Origin of the sequence: Caballeronia glathei, from assembly GCF_000698595.1 — a bacterium.
In the GTDB taxonomy this organism is placed as follows: Bacteria; Pseudomonadota; Gammaproteobacteria; order Burkholderiales; family Burkholderiaceae; genus Caballeronia; species Caballeronia glathei.
Genome location: NZ_JFHC01000105.1, coordinates 1 through 17,715, shown reverse-complemented (window position 1 = coordinate 17,715; position 17,715 = coordinate 1). Strand labels below are relative to the sequence as shown.

Genomic DNA, 17,715 nt, shown 5'->3' with positions numbered 1-17,715 from the left:
TGTCGTTGCGAAGATTATCGAGTAAAAGCCAGAGATTCTCTCGGTAATCGGTGGTTTCGGGGTCGGCGGTACCGTCGACCCCAAAATGGTTTAGGGGTATAGCTCAACTGGCAGAGCGTCGGTCTCCAAAACCGAAGGTTGGGGGTTCGATTCCCTCTGCCCCTGCCACATTCTTCGCGCCAAGTGGCGCTGTTTAAGGTGTTATGGCGAATCCTTCCGTCGAAACTGTAAATACATCCGGCGACAAGTTGATGTTGACCGTGAGCGTATTGTTGGTATTGGCCGGGTTCGTAGGTTTCTTCTGGCTGAGTAGCCAGGAGTGGTACGTTCGCGGCGCCGCGCTTGCTGTCGGTGTGATCGCTGGGGTTGCGGTTGGTCTGCTCTCCGCGCCAGGAAAAGGCTTCATCGCTTTCGCCAAGGATTCGTACAAGGAAGTCCGCAAGGTAGTCTGGCCGACCCGAAAGGAAGCGACACAAACCACTCTTGTCGTTTTTGCGTTTGTGCTGATCATGGCCATTTTTCTCTGGCTTAGCGATAAGTCGATAGAATGGGTGATTTTCTCGGTGATTCTGGGTTGGAAATGATATGAGCGATACTCCGGCATCCCCGAGCGGAAAGCGTTGGTACGTAGTGCACGCGTACTCCGGTATGGAGAAGAGCGTGCAACGCGCGCTTCAGGAGCGCATCGAGCGCGCAGGCATGCAAGATCAGTTCGGTCAAATTCTCGTCCCGACTGAAGAGGTTGTCGAGGTAAAAGGCGGCCATAAATCTGTGACGGAACGTCGATTTTTCCCGGGATACGTTCTGGTCGAGATGGAAATGACCGATGAAACGTGGCATTTGGTGAAAAATACTGCCAAGGTCACGGGGTTCGTCGGCGGGGCGCGCAATCGACCAAGCCCGATTTCTCCAAGGGAAGTCGAGAAGATCATGTCGCAGATGCAGGAAGGGGTCGAAAAGCCCCGTCCGAAGACGCTCTTCGAAGTGGGCGAGATGGTCCGCGTAAAGGATGGTCCGTTCACTGACTTCAACGGTAACGTCGAAGAAGTCAACTACGAAAAGTCAAGAGTGCGTGTTTCTGTCACCATTTTTGGACGCTCAACACCGGTCGAACTTGAGTTCGGCCAGGTCGAAAAGTTGTAAGGCTAGATTCTCGCGCGCGGCGCTGTTCGCCGTCGCGCGATTCGCGCTTACGGCCCGCGTCAAGGCCGTTGAGGAGCGCAAGTAGACCCTGGTCGAAAGCGCGTTATCACTCACCGAACGCTAACGCGTTCTGCAGAGGTTTTCAACATGGCAAAGAAAATCATCGGCTTTATCAAACTGCAGATTCCTGCAGGTAAAGCCAATCCGTCGCCGCCGGTCGGTCCGGCGCTGGGCCAGCGCGGCCTGAACATCATGGAGTTCTGCAAGGCGTTCAACGCGCAGACTCAAGCGATGGAGCCGGGTCTGCCGGTGCCGGTGGTTATTACGGCATTCGCGGACAAGAGCTTCACGTTCATCATGAAGACGCCGCCGGCCACGGTGCTGATCAAGAAGGCGGCCAAGATCGACAAGGGTTCGGCCAAGCCGCACACCGATAAGGTTGGCAGCATCACCCGCGCGCAAGCGGAAGAAATCGCAAAGGCCAAGATGCCTGACCTCACCGCAGCTGATCTTGACGCGGCAGTTCGTACGATCGCCGGCAGCGCAAGTTCGATGGGCATCACCGTGGAGGGCGTGTAAATGGCTAAGCTTTCTAAGCGTCTTCAAGCGTTCGCGAGCAAAGTGGACCGTCAGAAGTTGTATCCGATTGACGACGCCCTTGTGCTGGTGAGGGAGTGCGCGAGCGCCAAGTTCGATGAGTCGATCGACGTGGCGGTGCAACTGGGCATCGATGCGAAAAAGTCGGATCAAGTGGTTCGCGGTTCGGTCGTGCTGCCTGCTGGTACCGGCAAGTCGGTTCGCGTCGCAGTGTTCGCACAAGGCGAAAAGGCCGAGCAGGCTCGCGCTGCCGGTGCCGAAATTGTCGGCATGGAAGACCTCGCTGAACAGGTCAAGGCTGGCAATCTGAATTTCGACGTCGTGATCGCTTCGCCGGACACGATGCGTGTGGTTGGTACGCTCGGTCAGATCCTTGGTCCGCGCGGCCTGATGCCGAACCCGAAGGTGGGTACCGTCACCGCCGACGTCGCCCAGGCCGTGAAGAATGCCAAGGCCGGTCAAGTGCAGTTCCGTGTCGACAAGGCGGGCATCATCCACGCAACAATCGGCCGGGCGTCGTTCGAACCGGCGTCGCTGCGTCAGAACCTCTCGGCACTGGTGGAGGCCCTTCAAAAGGCGAAGCCGGCAACGAGCAAGGGTGTGTACCTGCGCAAGATCGCATTGTCGAGCACCATGGGTGTTGGGGTGCGCGTGGATCAAGCCACGCTTGCACAGTAAAGAATCGTGCGCGTGGCGCAAATGCCGCGCGTTAAGGGCTTTGGGCGGCTGTGAGGTCGAGGTTGGTCTTACGGCCGGTTGTCAAAGACCGTTGGTGGTGCGCATCAGGTAGGCGTCACCTTAATGACCGCCAACGCAGATGGCGAACCCGAAACAGTTTTGCAGTGGTTGAAGCCGATTGTCGTACACCGAATGGTGGACACCAATTGGTCGAAATACTCCTAACAGTCGGACGCCGTTGTTGAACGCGGTGCGATGGGTTGGTACCCGTTGCATCGAATCTGGAGGTTTAACCGTGCCACTGAACAAAGAAGATAAGCAGGCAGTCGTCGCTGAAGTCGCCGCGCAAGTCGCGAAGGCTCAGACGATGGTGCTCGCTGAGTATCGTGGGATCACGGTTGGCGATCTGACCAAGCTGCGTGCGAAAGCACGGGAGCAGCAAGTGTATCTCCGCGTGTTGAAAAACACCTTGGCGCGCCGCGCTGTGGAAGGTACGCCGTTCGCTCCGCTGGCCGAGCAGATGACCGGTCCTCTGATCTACGGCATCTCGGAAGATGCGATTGCGGCAGCCAAAGTCGTCAACGACTTCGGCAAAAGCAATGACAAGTTGATCATCAAGGCCGGTTCCTACGAAGGCAATGTGATGGACAAGGCGGGCGTGCAAGCGCTGGCCACCATTCCGAGCCGCGAAGAACTGCTCTCCAAGCTGCTTTACGTTATGCAAGCGCCTGTTGCTGGCTTCGCGCGTGGCCTCGCCGCGCTCGCGGAGAAGAAGCAGGGCGAAGCTGCGTAACGTATTCACTTGGGCACCAGTTGCTCAGTTAGGTAGTAGCTAGATCGCTAGCTCGATCCGAATTCAATCTAGGAGTATTTCAAATGGCAATCGCAAAAGAAGACATCCTCGAAGCCGTAGGCTCGATGTCGGTTCTGGAACTGAACGAACTGGTCAAGGCGTTCGAAGAGAAGTTTGGCGTGTCGGCGGCAGCTGTTGCTGTCGCTGGTCCGGCGGGTGGCGGCGCAGCTGCAGCCGTTGAAGAGCAGACGGAATTCACGGTCAACCTGACCGAAGTCGGCGCCAACAAGGTATCCGTCATCAAGGCAGTTCGTGAACTGACGGGTCTGGGCCTGAAGGAAGCGAAGGATCTGGTCGACGGTGCACCGAAGCCTGTGAAGGAAGCGGTACCGAAGGCTGCTGCTGAAGAAGCGAAGAAGAAGCTGGAAGAAGCAGGCGCGAAAGCTGAAATCAAGTAAGTCAAGCTTCGCTGTTGCGAAGGCTGGCGGTTTTCCACCGCCGGCCTTTTTGTGCTTTGTGGAGACAGAAATTTTACTTAACGGTTCCGGTAAGAACGTCCGCATAGAGGCCAAAGAGAATCACGTGTCGGAATATTTTTCCGGTCATTCTCTTTGTCTTCTGAAGCGACTGCAGAAGGCAAGTTTGGTCGGGTAGCGGGCAACACAGGCATCCTCTACCGTCAGCCAGCGGTTGGTAGCGGCCAACCACCAAGCTTCTAGGCTCGTTCGCCCTCGCCGGGCGAACTCACGGGTCTCAGTCGGTGAACACCGGGTCGTGTCATCGAGGTATCCCGCCTCGGCAACGCCCGCCGTGATTCGGAGATCGTATGCAATATTCCTTCACCGAGAAGAAGCGTATTCGCAAGAGTTTCGCGAAGCGCCCCATCGTTCACCAAGTTCCGTTCTTGCTGGCTACTCAGCTTGAATCATTCAGCACGTTTCTGCAAGCCGATACCTCTGCAACGCAACGCAAGGCGGAAGGTCTGCAGGCCGCTTTTTCTTCGGTTTTCCCGATCGTTTCGCACAACGGCTTTGCGCGACTCGAATTCGTGAGCTACATGCTTTCTCCGCCGGCATTCAACATCAAGGAATGCCAGCAGCGCGGCCTGACCTATTGCTCCGCCTTGCGCGCCAAGGTGCGCCTGGTGCTGCTCGACAAGGAGTCGCCGAGCAAGCCGGTCGTCAAGGAAGTGAAGGAACAGGAAGTGTACATGGGCGAAATTCCGCTCATGACGCCGACCGGTTCGTTCGTCATCAACGGCACGGAACGTGTGATCGTGTCGCAGTTGCACCGGTCGCCGGGCGTGTTTTTCGAGCACGACAAGGGCAAGACGCACAGCTCCGGCAAGTTGCTGTTTTCGGCGCGGATCATCCCTTACCGCGGCTCGTGGCTCGACTTCGAATTCGATCCGAAGGACGTGCTGTATTTCCGCGTCGACCGTCGCCGGAAAATGCCCGTCACGATCCTGTTGAAGGCCATCGGCCTGACACCGGAACAAATCCTCGCGAACTTCTTCGTGTTCGACAATTTCGCGCTGATGGGCGAAGGCGCGCAAATGGAATTCGTGCCTGAGCGCTTGCGCGGTGAAGTCGCGCGCTTCGACATCCAGGATCGCGAAGGCAACGTCATCGTGACGAAGGACAAGCGGATCAACGCGAAGCACATTCGCGACCTCGAAAACGCGAAGACGAAGTTCATCTCGGTTCCAGAGGACTATTTGCTTGGCCGTGTGCTGGCAAAGAACGTCGTCGATGGCGAGACCGGCGAAGTGATCGCGAACGCGAACGACGAAATCACGGAAACCGTCCTCGAGAAGCTGCGCGAAGCGAAGGTCAAGGACATCCAGACGCTCTATACGAACGATCTGGACCAGGGCCCGTACATCTCGTCGACGCTGCGTATCGACGAAACCGCCGACAAGATGGCAGCGCGCATCGCGATCTACCGCATGATGCGTCCGGGCGAGCCGCCGACCGAAGAAGCGGTCGAGGCGCTGTTCAACCGTCTGTTCTACAGCGAAGACGCGTACGACCTGTCGAAGGTCGGCCGCATGAAGTTCAACCGCCGCGTTGGCCGCGATGAAATCATCGGGCCGATGACGCTGCAGGACGACGACATCCTCGCAACGATCAAGATCCTCGTCGAACTGCGCAACGGCAAGGGCGAAGTGGATGACATCGACCACTTGGGCAATCGCCGCGTGCGTTGCGTCGGCGAACTGGCGGAGAACCAGTTCCGCGCGGGGCTCGTGCGTGTGGAGCGCGCCGTGAAGGAGCGTCTGGGCCAGGCCGAAAGCGAGAACCTGATGCCGCACGACCTGATCAACTCGAAGCCGATTTCGTCGGCGATTCGCGAGTTCTTCGGTTCGTCGCAGCTGTCGCAGTTCATGGACCAGACCAACCCGCTGTCGGAAATCACCCACAAGCGCCGCGTGTCGGCTCTTGGACCGGGCGGTCTGACGCGTGAGCGCGCTGGCTTCGAAGTCCGCGACGTGCACCCGACGCACTATGGCCGCGTTTGCCCGATCGAAACGCCGGAAGGTCCGAACATCGGCCTGATCAACTCGCTCGCACTCTACGCGCACCTGAACGAATACGGCTTCCTCGAAACGCCGTACCGCAAGGTCGTGGACAGCAAGGTGACGGATCAGATCGACTATCTGTCGGCGATCGAAGAAGGCCGCTACGTGATCGCGCAGGCGAACGCCGCCGTGGGCGAAGACGGCACGCTGACCGACGAACTGGTTTCGTCGCGTGAAGCGGGCGAAACGCTGATGGTCACGCCGGATCGCATCCAGTACATGGACGTCGCGCCGTCGCAGATCGTGTCGGTCGCTGCCTCGCTGATTCCGTTCCTCGAGCACGACGACGCGAACCGCGCGCTGATGGGCTCGAACATGCAGCGTCAGGCAGTGCCGTGTCTGCGTCCTGAAAAGGCCGTGGTCGGCACGGGTATCGAGCGCACGGTTGCGGTCGACTCGGGCACGACGGTTCAGGCGTTCCGTGGTGGCGTGGTCGATTACGTCGATGCGGGCCGTATCGTGATTCGTGTGAACGATGACGAAGCGGTCGCGGGCGATGTCGGCGTCGACATCTACAACCTGATCAAGTACACGCGTTCGAACCAGAACACGAACATCAACCAGCGCCCGATCGTGAAGGTCGGCGACAAGGTGTCGCGTGGCGACGTGCTGGCGGACGGCGCATCGACGGACCTGGGCGAATTGGCGCTCGGTCAGAACATGCTGGTCGCGTTCATGCCGTGGAACGGCTACAACTTCGAAGACTCGATCCTGATCTCGGAAAAGGTCGTGGCGGATGACCGTTATACGTCGATCCACATCGAAGAACTGAATGTCGTGGCTCGCGACACGAAGCTCGGACCGGAAGAAATCACGCGCGACATTTCGAACCTCGCGGAAGTGCAGCTTGGCCGTCTCGACGAGTCGGGCATCGTGTACATCGGCGCGGAAGTCGAAGCGGGCGACGTGCTGGTCGGCAAGGTCACGCCGAAGGGCGAAACCCAACTGACGCCGGAAGAAAAGCTGCTGCGCGCGATTTTCGGCGAGAAGGCATCGGACGTGAAGGACACGTCGCTGCGCGTGCCCTCGGGCATGAGCGGCACGGTGATCGACGTGCAGGTATTCACGCGCGAAGGCATCACGCGTGACAAGCGCGCGCAACAGATCATCGATGACGAACTGAAGCGCTATCGCCTCGATTTGAACGACCAGTTGCGCATCGTGGAAGGCGACGCCTTCTCGCGTCTCGCGCGCATGCTGAACGGCAAGGTTGCGAACGGCGGTCCGAAGAAACTGGCGAAGGGCACGAAGATCGACTTGCCGTACCTGGAAGATCTGGACCACTACCACTGGTTCGATATCCGCCTCGCGGACGAAGAAGCAGCGGCGCAGCTGGAAGCCATCAAGGACTCGATCGAGCAGAAGCGTCACCAGTTCGACCTCGCGTTCGAAGAGAAGCGCAAGAAGCTCACGCAAGGCGACGAACTGCCGCCGGGCGTGCTGAAGATGGTCAAGGTGTATCTCGCTGTGAAGCGGCGTCTGCAGCCTGGCGACAAGATGGCTGGCCGTCACGGTAACAAGGGTGTCGTGTCGAAGATCGTGCCGATCGAAGACATGCCGTACATGGCCGACGGCCGTCCGGCAGACGTCGTGCTCAATCCGCTCGGCGTGCCGTCGCGGATGAACGTGGGTCAGATTCTCGAAGTGCATCTGGGCTGGGCCGCGAAGGGTCTCGGCTGGCGCATCGGCGAAATGCTGCAGGCGCAGGCGAAGATCGAAGAGCTCCGCGCGTTCCTGACGAAGATCTACAACGAGTCGGGCCGTGCCGAAGAGCTGGACGGTTTCAGCGACGACGAAATCGTCGAACTGGCGAAGAACCTGCGTGAAGGCGTGCCGTTCGCGACGCCGGTGTTCGACGGCGCGACCGAAGGCGAAATGCAGCGCGCGCTCGATCTGGCATTCCCGGACGACATCGCGAAGCAACTCGGCATGACGAAGTCGAAGAACCAGGTCCAACTGAGCGACGGCCGCACGGGCGAGCCGTTCGAACGGACGGTGACGGTGGGCTACATGCACTACCTGAAGCTACACCACCTGGTCGACGACAAGATGCATGCTCGCTCGACCGGTCCGTACTCGCTCGTCACGCAGCAGCCGCTGGGTGGTAAGGCGCAGTTCGGTGGCCAGCGTTTCGGTGAAATGGAAGTGTGGGCGCTCGAAGCGTATGGCGCGTCGTACGTGCTGCAGGAAATGCTGACGGTGAAGTCGGATGACGTGACCGGCCGGACCAAGGTTTATGAGAACCTGGTGAAGGGCGATCACGTGATCGATGCAGGCATGCCGGAATCCTTCAATGTGCTCGTGAAGGAAATCCGCTCGCTTGGTATCGACATCGACCTCGACCGCAACTAATCGGACTACGGAGAGAAGGCAATGAAAGCTCTGCTCGATCTATTCAAGCAAGTCCAACAAGAAGAAGTTTTTGACGCGATCAAGATCGGTCTGGCCTCGCCCGACAAGATCCGCTCGTGGTCGTTCGGCGAAGTGAAGAAGCCGGAAACCATCAACTACCGCACGTTCAAGCCGGAGCGGGATGGTCTGTTCTGCGCGAAGATCTTCGGGCCGATCAAGGACTACGAGTGCCTGTGCGGCAAGTACAAGCGCCTGAAGCACCGCGGCGTGATCTGCGAAAAGTGCGGCGTCGAAGTGACGCTCGCGAAGGTGCGTCGCGAACGGATGGGCCACATCGAACTGGCTTCGCCGGTTGCGCACATCTGGTTCCTGAAGTCGCTGCCGTCGCGTCTGGGCATGGTGCTCGACATGACGCTGCGCGACATCGAACGCGTGCTGTATTTCGAGGCATACGTTGTGATCGATCCGGGCATGACGCCGCTGAAAGCGCGGCAGATCATGACCGAAGAGGATTACTACAACAAGGTCGAAGAGTACGGTGACGAATTCCGTGCCGAAATGGGCGCGGAAGGCGTGCGCGAACTGCTGCGCGCGATCAATATCGACGAGCAGGTCGAGATGCTGCGCACCGAACTCAAGAACACGGGTTCGGAAGCGAAGATCAAGAAGTACGCGAAGCGCCTGAAAGTGCTCGAGGCCTTCCAGCGTTCGGGCATCAAGCCGGACTGGATGGTGCTGGAAGTGCTGCCGGTGCTGCCGCCGGAACTGCGTCCGCTCGTGCCGCTCGACGGCGGCCGTTTCGCGACGTCGGACCTGAACGACCTGTATCGCCGCGTGATCAACCGTAACAACCGGTTGAAGCGTCTGCTCGAACTGAAGGCGCCTGAAATCATCGTCCGCAACGAAAAGCGGATGCTGCAGGAAGCCGTCGATTCGCTGCTCGACAACGGCCGTCGCGGCAAGGCGATGACGGGCGCGAACAAGCGTCCGCTGAAGTCGCTCGCCGACATGATCAAGGGCAAGGGCGGTCGCTTCCGTCAGAACCTCTTGGGCAAGCGCGTTGACTATTCGGGCCGTTCGGTGATCGTGGTCGGCCCGACGCTGAAGCTGCACCAGTGCGGTCTGCCGAAGCTGATGGCGCTCGAGCTGTTCAAGCCGTTCATCTTCAACAAGCTGGAAGTGATGGGCGTCGCAACGACCATCAAGGCTGCGAAGAAGGAAGTCGAGAACCAGACGCCGGTGGTGTGGGACATTCTCGAAGAAGTGATTCGCGAGCATCCGGTGATGCTGAACCGCGCGCCGACGCTGCACCGCCTCGGCATTCAGGCTTTCGAGCCGGTGCTGATCGAAGGCAAGGCGATTCAGTTGCACCCGCTTGTCTGCGCGGCGTTCAATGCCGACTTCGACGGCGACCAGATGGCCGTTCACGTGCCGCTGTCGCTGGAAGCGCAGATGGAAGCGCGCACGCTGATGCTGGCGTCGAACAACGTCCTGTTCCCGGCAAACGGCGATCCGTCGATCGTCCCGTCGCAGGATATCGTGCTCGGTCTCTACTACGCGTCGCGTGAAGCGATCAATGGCAAGGGCGAAGGCATGACGTTCACGGGCGTGTCGGAAGTGATCCGCGCGTACGAGAACAAGGAAGTGGAACTGGCATCGCGCGTGAACGTTCGGATCACGGAAATGGTCGCGAACGAAGACCAGAGCGAAGGCGCGCCGAAGTTCGTGCCGAAGGTCACGCTGTACGCAACGACCGTCGGCCGCTCGATCCTGTCGGAGATCCTGCCGCCGGGCCTGCCGTTCTCGGTGCTGAACAAGCCGCTGAAGAAGAAGGAAATTTCGCGCCTGATCAACACGGCGTTCCGCAAGTGTGGTCTGCGCGAAACGGTGATCTTCGCCGACCAGCTGATGCAGATGGGCTTCCGTCTCGCAACGCGCGCCGGTATTTCGATTTGCGTCGACGACATGCTCGTGCCGCCGCAAAAAGAAACGATCGTCGGCGACGCAGCGAAGAAGGTGAAGGAGTACGACCGTCAATACATGTCGGGTCTCGTCACTGCCCAGGAGCGTTACAACAACGTGGTCGACATCTGGTCGGCGACGTCGGAGGCGGTCGGCAAGGCGATGATGGAGCAGCTCGCGACGGAGCCGGTGGTCGATCGCGACGGCAATCAGACGAAGCAGGAGTCGTTCAACTCGATCTACATGATGGCCGACTCGGGCGCCCGCGGCTCCGCGGTGCAGATCCGTCAGCTGGCCGGCATGCGTGGCCTGATGGCGAAGCCGGACGGCTCGATCATCGAGACGCCGATCACGGCGAACTTCCGCGAAGGCCTGAACGTGCTGCAGTACTTCATCTCGACCCACGGTGCACGTAAGGGTCTGGCTGATACGGCACTGAAGACGGCGAACTCGGGTTACCTCACCCGGCGTCTGGTCGACGTGACGCAGGATCTGGTCGTGGTCGAGGACGATTGCGGCACGACCAACGGCGTGGCGATGAAGGCGCTGGTTGAAGGCGGTGAAGTCGTCGAAGCGCTGCGTGACCGTATTCTCGGCCGCGTCGCGGTGGCGGACGTCGTCAATCCGGAATCGCAGGAAACGCTGTATGCGTCGGGCGACCTGCTCGATGAAGACGCGGTCGAGGAAATCGAACGCCTCGGCATCGACGAAGTGCGCGTGCGCACGCCGCTCACCTGCGAAACGCGTTACGGCCTGTGCGCGGCCTGCTACGGCCGCGACCTCGGCCGCGGCTCGCGTGTGAACGTCGGCGAAGCGGTCGGCGTGATCGCTGCGCAGTCGATCGGCGAGCCGGGCACGCAGTTGACGATGCGTACGTTCCACATCGGCGGCGCTGCATCGCGTGCGGCGGTGGCTTCGTCGGTTGAAGCGAAGAGCAACGGCACGGTGCGCTTCACGGCGACGATGCGTTACGTCACGAACGCGAAGGGCGAGCAGGTCGTCATTTCGCGCTCGGGCGAGGCGATCATCGCCGACGACCTCGGTCGCGAGCGTGAGCGTCACAAAATCCCGTACGGCGCGACGCTGCTGCAACTCGACGGCGCGCAGATCAAGGCCGGTGCGCAACTGGCCACGTGGGATCCGCTGACGCGTCCGATCATCACCGAGTGGGGCGGTACGGTGAAGTTCGAAAACGTCGAGGAAGGCGTGACGGTCGCGAAGCAGATCGACGACGTGACCGGTCTTTCGACCCTGGTCGTGATCGACGTGAAGCGCCGTGGTTCGCAGGCGTCGAAGAGCGTGCGTCCGCAGGTGAAACTGCTCGACGCGCAGGGCGAGGAAGTCAAGATCCCGAACACCGAGCATTCGGTGCAGATCGGCTTCCAGGTCGGCGCTCTGATCACCGTGAAGGATGGTCAGCAGGTGCAGGTCGGTGAAGTGCTGGCACGTATCCCGGTTGAAGCGCAGAAGACGCGTGACATTACCGGTGGTCTGCCGCGCGTGGCCGAGCTGTTCGAAGCGCGCTCGCCGAAGGACGCCGGCATTCTGGCGGAAGTCACGGGTACGACCTCGTTCGGCAAGGACACGAAGGGCAAGCAGCGTCTCGTGATCACGGACCTCGAAGGCAACCAGCACGAGTTCCTGATCGCGAAGGAAAAGCAGGTTCTGGTGCACGATGGTCAGGTCGTCAACAAGGGCGAAATGATCGTCGATGGTCCGGCTGATCCGCACGACATCCTGCGTCTGCAGGGTATCGAGGCGCTGTCGCGCTACATCGTGGACGAAGTGCAGGACGTGTACCGTCTGCAGGGCGTGAAGATCAACGACAAGCACATTGAAGTGATCGTGCGTCAGATGCTGCGCCGCGTGCAGATCGTCGACAACGGCGATACGCGCTTCATCCCGGGCGAACAAGTCGAGCGGTCGGACATGCTCGACGAGAACGACCGCATGGCGGCAGAAGACAAGCGTCCGGCGACGTACGAGAACGTGCTGCTCGGTATCACGAAGGCTTCGCTCTCGACCGATTCGTTCATCTCGGCGGCATCGTTCCAGGAAACGACCCGCGTGCTGACCGAAGCCGCGATCATGGGCAAGCGCGACGATCTGCGCGGTCTGAAGGAAAACGTGATCGTCGGCCGTCTGATTCCGGCCGGTACGGGTCTCGCGTTCCACAAGGCGCGCAAGAGCAAGGAGTTGTCGGATCGCGAACGCTTCGACCAGATCGCAGCGGAAGAATCGTTCGATTTCGGCACGCCCGAAGCCGCACCTGCAGAACAGCAGCATCCGGCGGAGTGAGTTGTAAGCCCGGGCCGCTGGCCCGGGTAGCATCGACTTGCTGGCCGCTCAAAGCCGCCCGGTCCCGACCGGGCGGCTTTTTTTATTTCCATCGTCCGATCGGCGAATCCGCATTTAGCGCTCGGGCAAGTGCCGTGGTCGTTGGTAAAATCGGGCCACTCCTCCTACGGCGTTCCACGTCTTCGCAATGTCCCGCTCGCTCGAAATTCTCAACGAAGTGTTTGGCTACCCCGTGTTCAGGGGACAACAGGCCGAAATTGTCGAGCACGTGGCAGGCGGCGGCGATTCTCTGGTTCTCATGCCGACGGGCGGAGGAAAATCGCTCTGTTATCAGATTCCGTCGCTGGTCCGCAAGGAAGCGGGTTTCGGCGCGGGGATCGTCGTGTCGCCGCTGATCGCGCTGATGCAGGATCAGGTGGCCGCGCTGACGGAAGTCGGCGTTCGCGCCGCCTATCTGAATTCGACGCTGTCGGGCGCCGAAGCTGCCGCGACCGAACGCGGGCTGCGCAATGGCGAGATCGACCTGCTGTATGTCGCGCCGGAGCGCCTGATGACGCCGCGCTTTCTCGACCTGCTCGACAGCGCGCCGATCGGGCTGTTCGCCATCGACGAGGCGCATTGCGTGTCGCAATGGGGGCACGATTTCCGGCCCGAGTACATTCAGTTGTCGGTGCTGCACGAGCGCTTTCCGTCGGTGCCGCGCATCGCGCTGACGGCCACCGCCGACGCCATTACGCGCGATGAAATCGTTCACCGTCTCGCACTGGACGATGCGCGCATTTTCGTATCGAGTTTCGACCGGCCGAATATCCGCTATCGGATTGTCGAGAAGGACAACGCGCGGTCGCAATTGCTCGATTTCATCCGCGCCGAGCATACGAACAAGGACGGAACGACCGACGCGGGCGTGGTCTATTGCCTCTCGCGGCGCAAGGTCGAGGAGACGGCCGAGTGGCTCAAGGGGCAGGGCGTGCGCGCGCTGCCGTATCACGCCGGGATGGAGTTCGAGGTCCGGCAGAAGCATCAGGAAATGTTTCAGCGCGAAGAAGGCATCGTCATGTGCGCGACGATCGCCTTCGGCATGGGCATCGACAAGCCCGACGTGCGGTTCGTCGCGCATCTGGATTTGCCGAAGAGCGTCGAAGGCTACTACCAGGAAACGGGGCGGGCGGGCCGCGACGGCATGCCGGCGAACGCGTGGATGGCGTACGGCCTCGGCGATGTCGTCCAGCAGCGCAAGATGATCGACGAGTCCGACGCCGACGACACGCACAAGCGCGTGCAGGGCGGCAAGCTCGACGCGTTGCTTGGTCTTTGCGAAGCCGCGTCGTGCCGGCGCGTGCGGCTGCTCGGCTATTTCGGCGAAACGAGCCAGCCGTGCGGCAACTGCGATACCTGCCTCGAGCCGCCGGCCTCCTGGGACGCGACGCGCGAGGCGCAAATGGCGCTCTCCTGCGTGTACCGCGCGTTCAAGGCGAGCGGGTTTCACTTCGGCGCGGGCCATCTGATCGACATCTTGCGCGGCAATCGCTCCGAAAAAGTGTTGCAGCGCGGTCACGAGAAACTGTCCACATTCGGGGTGGGCGCGAACCTGTCGGAGCCCGAGTGGCGCGCCGTGTTCCGGCAACTGGTGGCATTCGGCTATCTCGCGGTCGATCACGATGGTTTCGGCGCGCTCGTCCTCACGGATGCGAGCAAGCCCGTGCTCAAGGGCGAGCAGAACGTCACGCTGCGCAAGTACGTCAAGCCGACCCGCACGCGCCAGTCGTCGGGGCGCACAGGCGAGCGCGCCGACCCGACGGCGGGCATGTCGCCGCGGGAGAAGGCTCGCTGGGAGCGTCTGCGCCTGTGGCGCGCGGAGACCGCCAAGAGCGACGGCGTGCCGGCATACGTGATTTTCCACGACGCGACGCTCGCCGAGATCGCGCGCAACGATCCCGATTCGATCGACGATCTGCGCCACATTCCCGGCATCGGCGCGCGCAAGCTGGATCGTTTCGGCGACGAGCTGCTGGAAGTGGTGAACGCCGACTAGCGATCCGGGTCCGGTTGCACGCGTGAACGGTCACAACCTGTTGACCGGATTAGGAATTCCAGACTATTATGCTAGGTTCTCGTTCTTGGCTCGCTTGCGAGCGCGGTTTTTGCGCGTCAATGCAATCGAGCGGCAGTCGGGAGCGGGAAAGTTCGATGCACTCGAAACGTACTGGTTTTGCTTTGCCCAAATCCGGCGCGTCGATTTTGATCATTTTCAGGAATAAACAATGCCAACCATCAATCAATTGGTTCGCAAAGGCCGCGCTTCAGAAACAGTGAAGAGCAAGTCGCCGGCTTTGCAGGACTGCCCGCAGCGTCGCGGCGTGTGCACTCGCGTGTACACGACGACGCCGAAGAAGCCGAACTCGGCACTTCGTAAAGTTGCCAAGGTTCGCCTGACGAACGGCTTCGAAGTCATTTCGTACATCGGTGGTGAAGGCCACAACCTGCAGGAACACTCGGTCGTGCTGATTCGCGGCGGTCGTGTGAAGGACTTGCCGGGTGTGCGTTACCACATGGTTCGCGGCTCGCTGGATACCCAGGGCGTCAAGGACCGCAAGCAGGCTCGCTCGAAGTACGGTGCGAAGCGTGCCAAGGCTGGCAAGTAATTCGCCGGTTTGCAGTTTCAGGTCGCCGAAAGGCGTTCAAGGCGGTGGTGCCGGAAATGCCGGTGCTGTCGAGTAAGTGGTCACCCGGCCAAGCTGGTTAATCAAGTGAGATGGATCGGGTTTGTTGGTGGCCGCGGAGCTGAAATCAGCTCCAACTGAAAAGTTAAAGGAAGAAACATGCCGCGTCGTCGCGAAGTCCCCAAGCGGGAAGTGTTGCCGGATCCGAAGTTCGGCAACGTAGATGTAGCCAAGTTCATGAACGTGCTGATGCTCTCCGGCAAGAAGTCGGTTGCCGAGCGTATCGTGTACGGCGCTTTTGAACAGATCCAGACCAAGGGTGGCAAGGACCCGCTGGAAGTGTTCACGGTTGCGCTCAACAACGTGAAGCCGGTTGTCGAAGTGAAGAGCCGTCGCGTTGGTGGTGCCAACTATCAGGTTCCGGTCGAAGTGCGTCCGTCGCGTCGTATGGCATTGGCGATGCGTTGGTTGCGCGAAGCCGCGAAGAAGCGCAGCGAGAAGTCGATGGCTCTGCGTCTGGCAGGTGAGCTTTCGGAAGCGGCTGAAGGCCGCGGTGGCGCAATGAAGAAGCGCGACGAAGTTCACCGGATGGCAGAGGCCAACAAGGCGTTCTCGCATTTCCGTTTCTAAGCATCCGACCTCGGTCGAACGGAAACCTCCGGGCGGGTGCGCTTAAAAAGCGCCTCGCCCGTTTGTGTTAGGACGCGACAGGCAACCGCCCGACGCGTCGACCCAACAAAGGATTTAAAGTGGCTCGTAAGACACCTATCGAGCGCTACCGTAACATCGGTATTAGCGCTCACATCGACGCCGGCAAGACGACGACGACAGAGCGCATCCTGTTCTATACGGGCGTGAACCACAAGATCGGTGAGGTTCACGACGGCGCAGCAACGATGGACTGGATGGAGCAGGAGCAGGAGCGCGGCATCACGATCACGTCGGCAGCTACGACGGCCTTCTGGAAAGGCATGGCTGGCGATCGTGCGGAGCACCGCATCAACATCATCGACACGCCGGGACACGTCGACTTCACGATTGAAGTCGAGCGCTCGATGCGCGTGCTCGACGGCGCGTGCATGGTCTATTGCGCCGTGGGCGGTGTGCAGCCGCAGTCGGAAACCGTGTGGCGCCAGGCGAACAAGTACGGCGTGCCGCGTCTCGCGTTCATCAACAAGATGGACCGCACTGGCGCGAACTTCTTCAAGGTCTACGACCAGTTGAAGCTTCGTCTGAAGGCGAACCCGGTTCCCGTCGTCGTGCCGATCGGCGCGGAGGACACGTTCACGGGCGTCGTCGACCTCCTGAAGATGAAGGCGATCATTTGGGACGAAGCGTCGCAAGGCACGAAGTTCTCGTACGAAGAGATCCCGGCAAACCTCGTCGACACCTGCAACGAGTGGCGCGAGAAGATGATCGAAGCCGCGGCTGAGTCGACCGAAGAACTGATGAACAAGTACCTCGAGTCGGGCGAGCTGACGGAAGAGGAAATCATCAAGGGTCTGCGCGACCGCACGATCGCGTGCGAAATCCAGCCGATGCTGTGCGGTACGGCGTTCAAGAACAAGGGCGTGCAGCGCATGCTCGACGCGGTTCTGGACTTCCTGCCGTCGCCAGTCGATATTCCGCCGGTCACGGGCGAACTCGAAAACGGCGAGAAGGCAGAACGCCGGGCCGCCGACAACGAGAAGTTCTCCGCGCTCGCATTCAAGATCATGACCGATCCGTTCGTCGGGCAGCTGATCTTCTTCCGCGTGTATTCGGGCGTCGTGAAGTCGGGCGATACCGTGCTGAACGCGACCAAGGACAAGAAGGAGCGCCTCGGCCGTATTCTGCAGATGCATGCGAACCAGCGCGAAGAAATCAAGGAAGTGTGCGCGGGCGACATCGCCGCGGCGGTCGGCCTGAAGGAAGCGACCACGGGCGATACGTTGTGCGATCCGCAGAACCCGATCGTCCTCGAGCGCATGATTTTCCCGGAGCCGGTGATTTCGCAGGCTGTCGAGCCGAAGACGAAGGTCGACCAGGAAAAGATGGGCCTCGCGCTCAATCGCCTGGCACAGGAAGACCCGTCGTTCCGCGTTCAGACCGATGAAGAATCGGGCCAGACCATCATTTCGGGCATGGGCGAGCTCCACCTGGAAATTCTGGTCGACCGGATGAAGCGCGAATTCGGCGTGGAAGCGACCGTCGGCAAGCCGCAGGTGGCGTATCGCGAAACGATCCGCAGCAAGGCCGAAGACGTCGACGGCAAGTTCGTCAAGCAGTCGGGTGGTCGCGGCCAGTACGGTCACGCGGTCATCACGCTCGAGCCGAACGAGCAAGGCAAGGGCTACGAGTTCCTGGACGAGATCAAGGGCGGCGTGATTCCGCGCGAATACATCCCCGCGGTCGACAAGGGTATTCAGGAAACGCTGAAGAGCGGCGTGCTGGCGGGCTTCCCGGTAGTCGACGTGAAGGTCCACCTGACGTTCGGTTCGTACCACGACGTCGACTCGAACGAAAACGCGTTCCGCATGGCTGGTTCGATGGCGTTCAAGGAAGCGATGCGCCGCGCGAGCCCGGTCGTGCTCGAGCCGATGATGGCGGTCGAAGTCGAAACGCCGGAAGACTACATGGGTAACGTGATGGGCGACCTGTCGGGCCGC

General features: G+C 60.5%; 12 protein-coding genes and 1 tRNA gene. All 13 read left to right on the top strand.

What is annotated here, in order from left to right; genetic code table 11:
- Positions 1-92 precede the first annotated feature (92 nt).
- Positions 93-168, top strand: a tRNA-Trp gene (locus tag BG61_RS35145).
- Between the two features lie 35 nt (positions 169-203).
- A complete protein-coding gene (secE, locus tag BG61_RS35140) occupies positions 204-584 on the top strand; it encodes a preprotein translocase subunit SecE (protein WP_035935570.1) in 381 nt (126 codons plus the stop codon).
- A gap of 1 nt (position 585) precedes the next feature.
- Positions 586-1,143, top strand: a complete 558-nt coding sequence (gene nusG / locus BG61_RS35135; RefSeq protein ID WP_035935568.1) for a transcription termination/antitermination protein NusG — start codon at positions 586-588, stop codon at positions 1,141-1,143.
- A 147-nt stretch (positions 1,144-1,290) separates the two neighbouring features.
- Entirely contained in the window at positions 1,291-1,722 is a 432-nt protein-coding gene (gene rplK / locus BG61_RS35130) for a 50S ribosomal protein L11 (RefSeq protein ID WP_035935566.1), read from the top strand.
- Positions 1,723-2,418, top strand: coding sequence for a 50S ribosomal protein L1 (rplA, locus tag BG61_RS35125; RefSeq protein WP_035935563.1), 696 nt, complete (start codon positions 1,723-1,725; stop codon positions 2,416-2,418).
- Between the two features lie 295 nt (positions 2,419-2,713).
- Positions 2,714-3,211 carry a 50S ribosomal protein L10 gene (gene rplJ, locus BG61_RS35120; RefSeq protein ID WP_035935561.1) on the top strand — a complete coding sequence of 166 codons (498 nt, stop codon included), beginning with the start codon at positions 2,714-2,716 and terminating at the stop codon, positions 3,209-3,211.
- 83 nt (positions 3,212-3,294) lie between these two features.
- Positions 3,295-3,669 carry a 50S ribosomal protein L7/L12 gene (gene rplL, locus BG61_RS35115; RefSeq protein ID WP_035935559.1) on the top strand — a complete coding sequence of 125 codons (375 nt, stop codon included), beginning with the start codon at positions 3,295-3,297 and terminating at the stop codon, positions 3,667-3,669.
- Positions 3,670-4,037: 368 nt separating this feature from the next.
- Positions 4,038-8,144, top strand: coding sequence for a DNA-directed RNA polymerase subunit beta (gene rpoB, locus BG61_RS35110; RefSeq protein ID WP_035935556.1), 4,107 nt, complete (start codon positions 4,038-4,040; stop codon positions 8,142-8,144).
- Positions 8,145-8,165: 21 nt separating this feature from the next.
- Positions 8,166-12,404 carry a DNA-directed RNA polymerase subunit beta' gene (gene rpoC / locus BG61_RS35105; RefSeq protein ID WP_035935553.1) on the top strand — a complete coding sequence of 1,413 codons (4,239 nt, stop codon included), beginning with the start codon at positions 8,166-8,168 and terminating at the stop codon, positions 12,402-12,404.
- 187 nt (positions 12,405-12,591) lie between these two features.
- Entirely contained in the window at positions 12,592-14,439 is a 1,848-nt protein-coding gene (recQ, locus tag BG61_RS35100) for a DNA helicase RecQ (RefSeq protein WP_035935551.1), read from the top strand.
- Positions 14,440-14,668: 229 nt separating this feature from the next.
- Positions 14,669-15,049, top strand: coding sequence for a 30S ribosomal protein S12 (gene rpsL / locus BG61_RS35095; protein WP_035935550.1), 381 nt, complete (start codon positions 14,669-14,671; stop codon positions 15,047-15,049).
- A 177-nt stretch (positions 15,050-15,226) separates the two neighbouring features.
- Positions 15,227-15,697, top strand: a complete 471-nt coding sequence (rpsG, locus tag BG61_RS35090) for a 30S ribosomal protein S7 (RefSeq protein ID WP_006053291.1) — start codon at positions 15,227-15,229, stop codon at positions 15,695-15,697.
- A gap of 119 nt (positions 15,698-15,816) precedes the next feature.
- Positions 15,817-17,715: elongation factor G (fusA, locus tag BG61_RS35085; RefSeq protein ID WP_035942797.1), on the top strand; the 1,899-nt coding region annotated here is incomplete at its 3' end.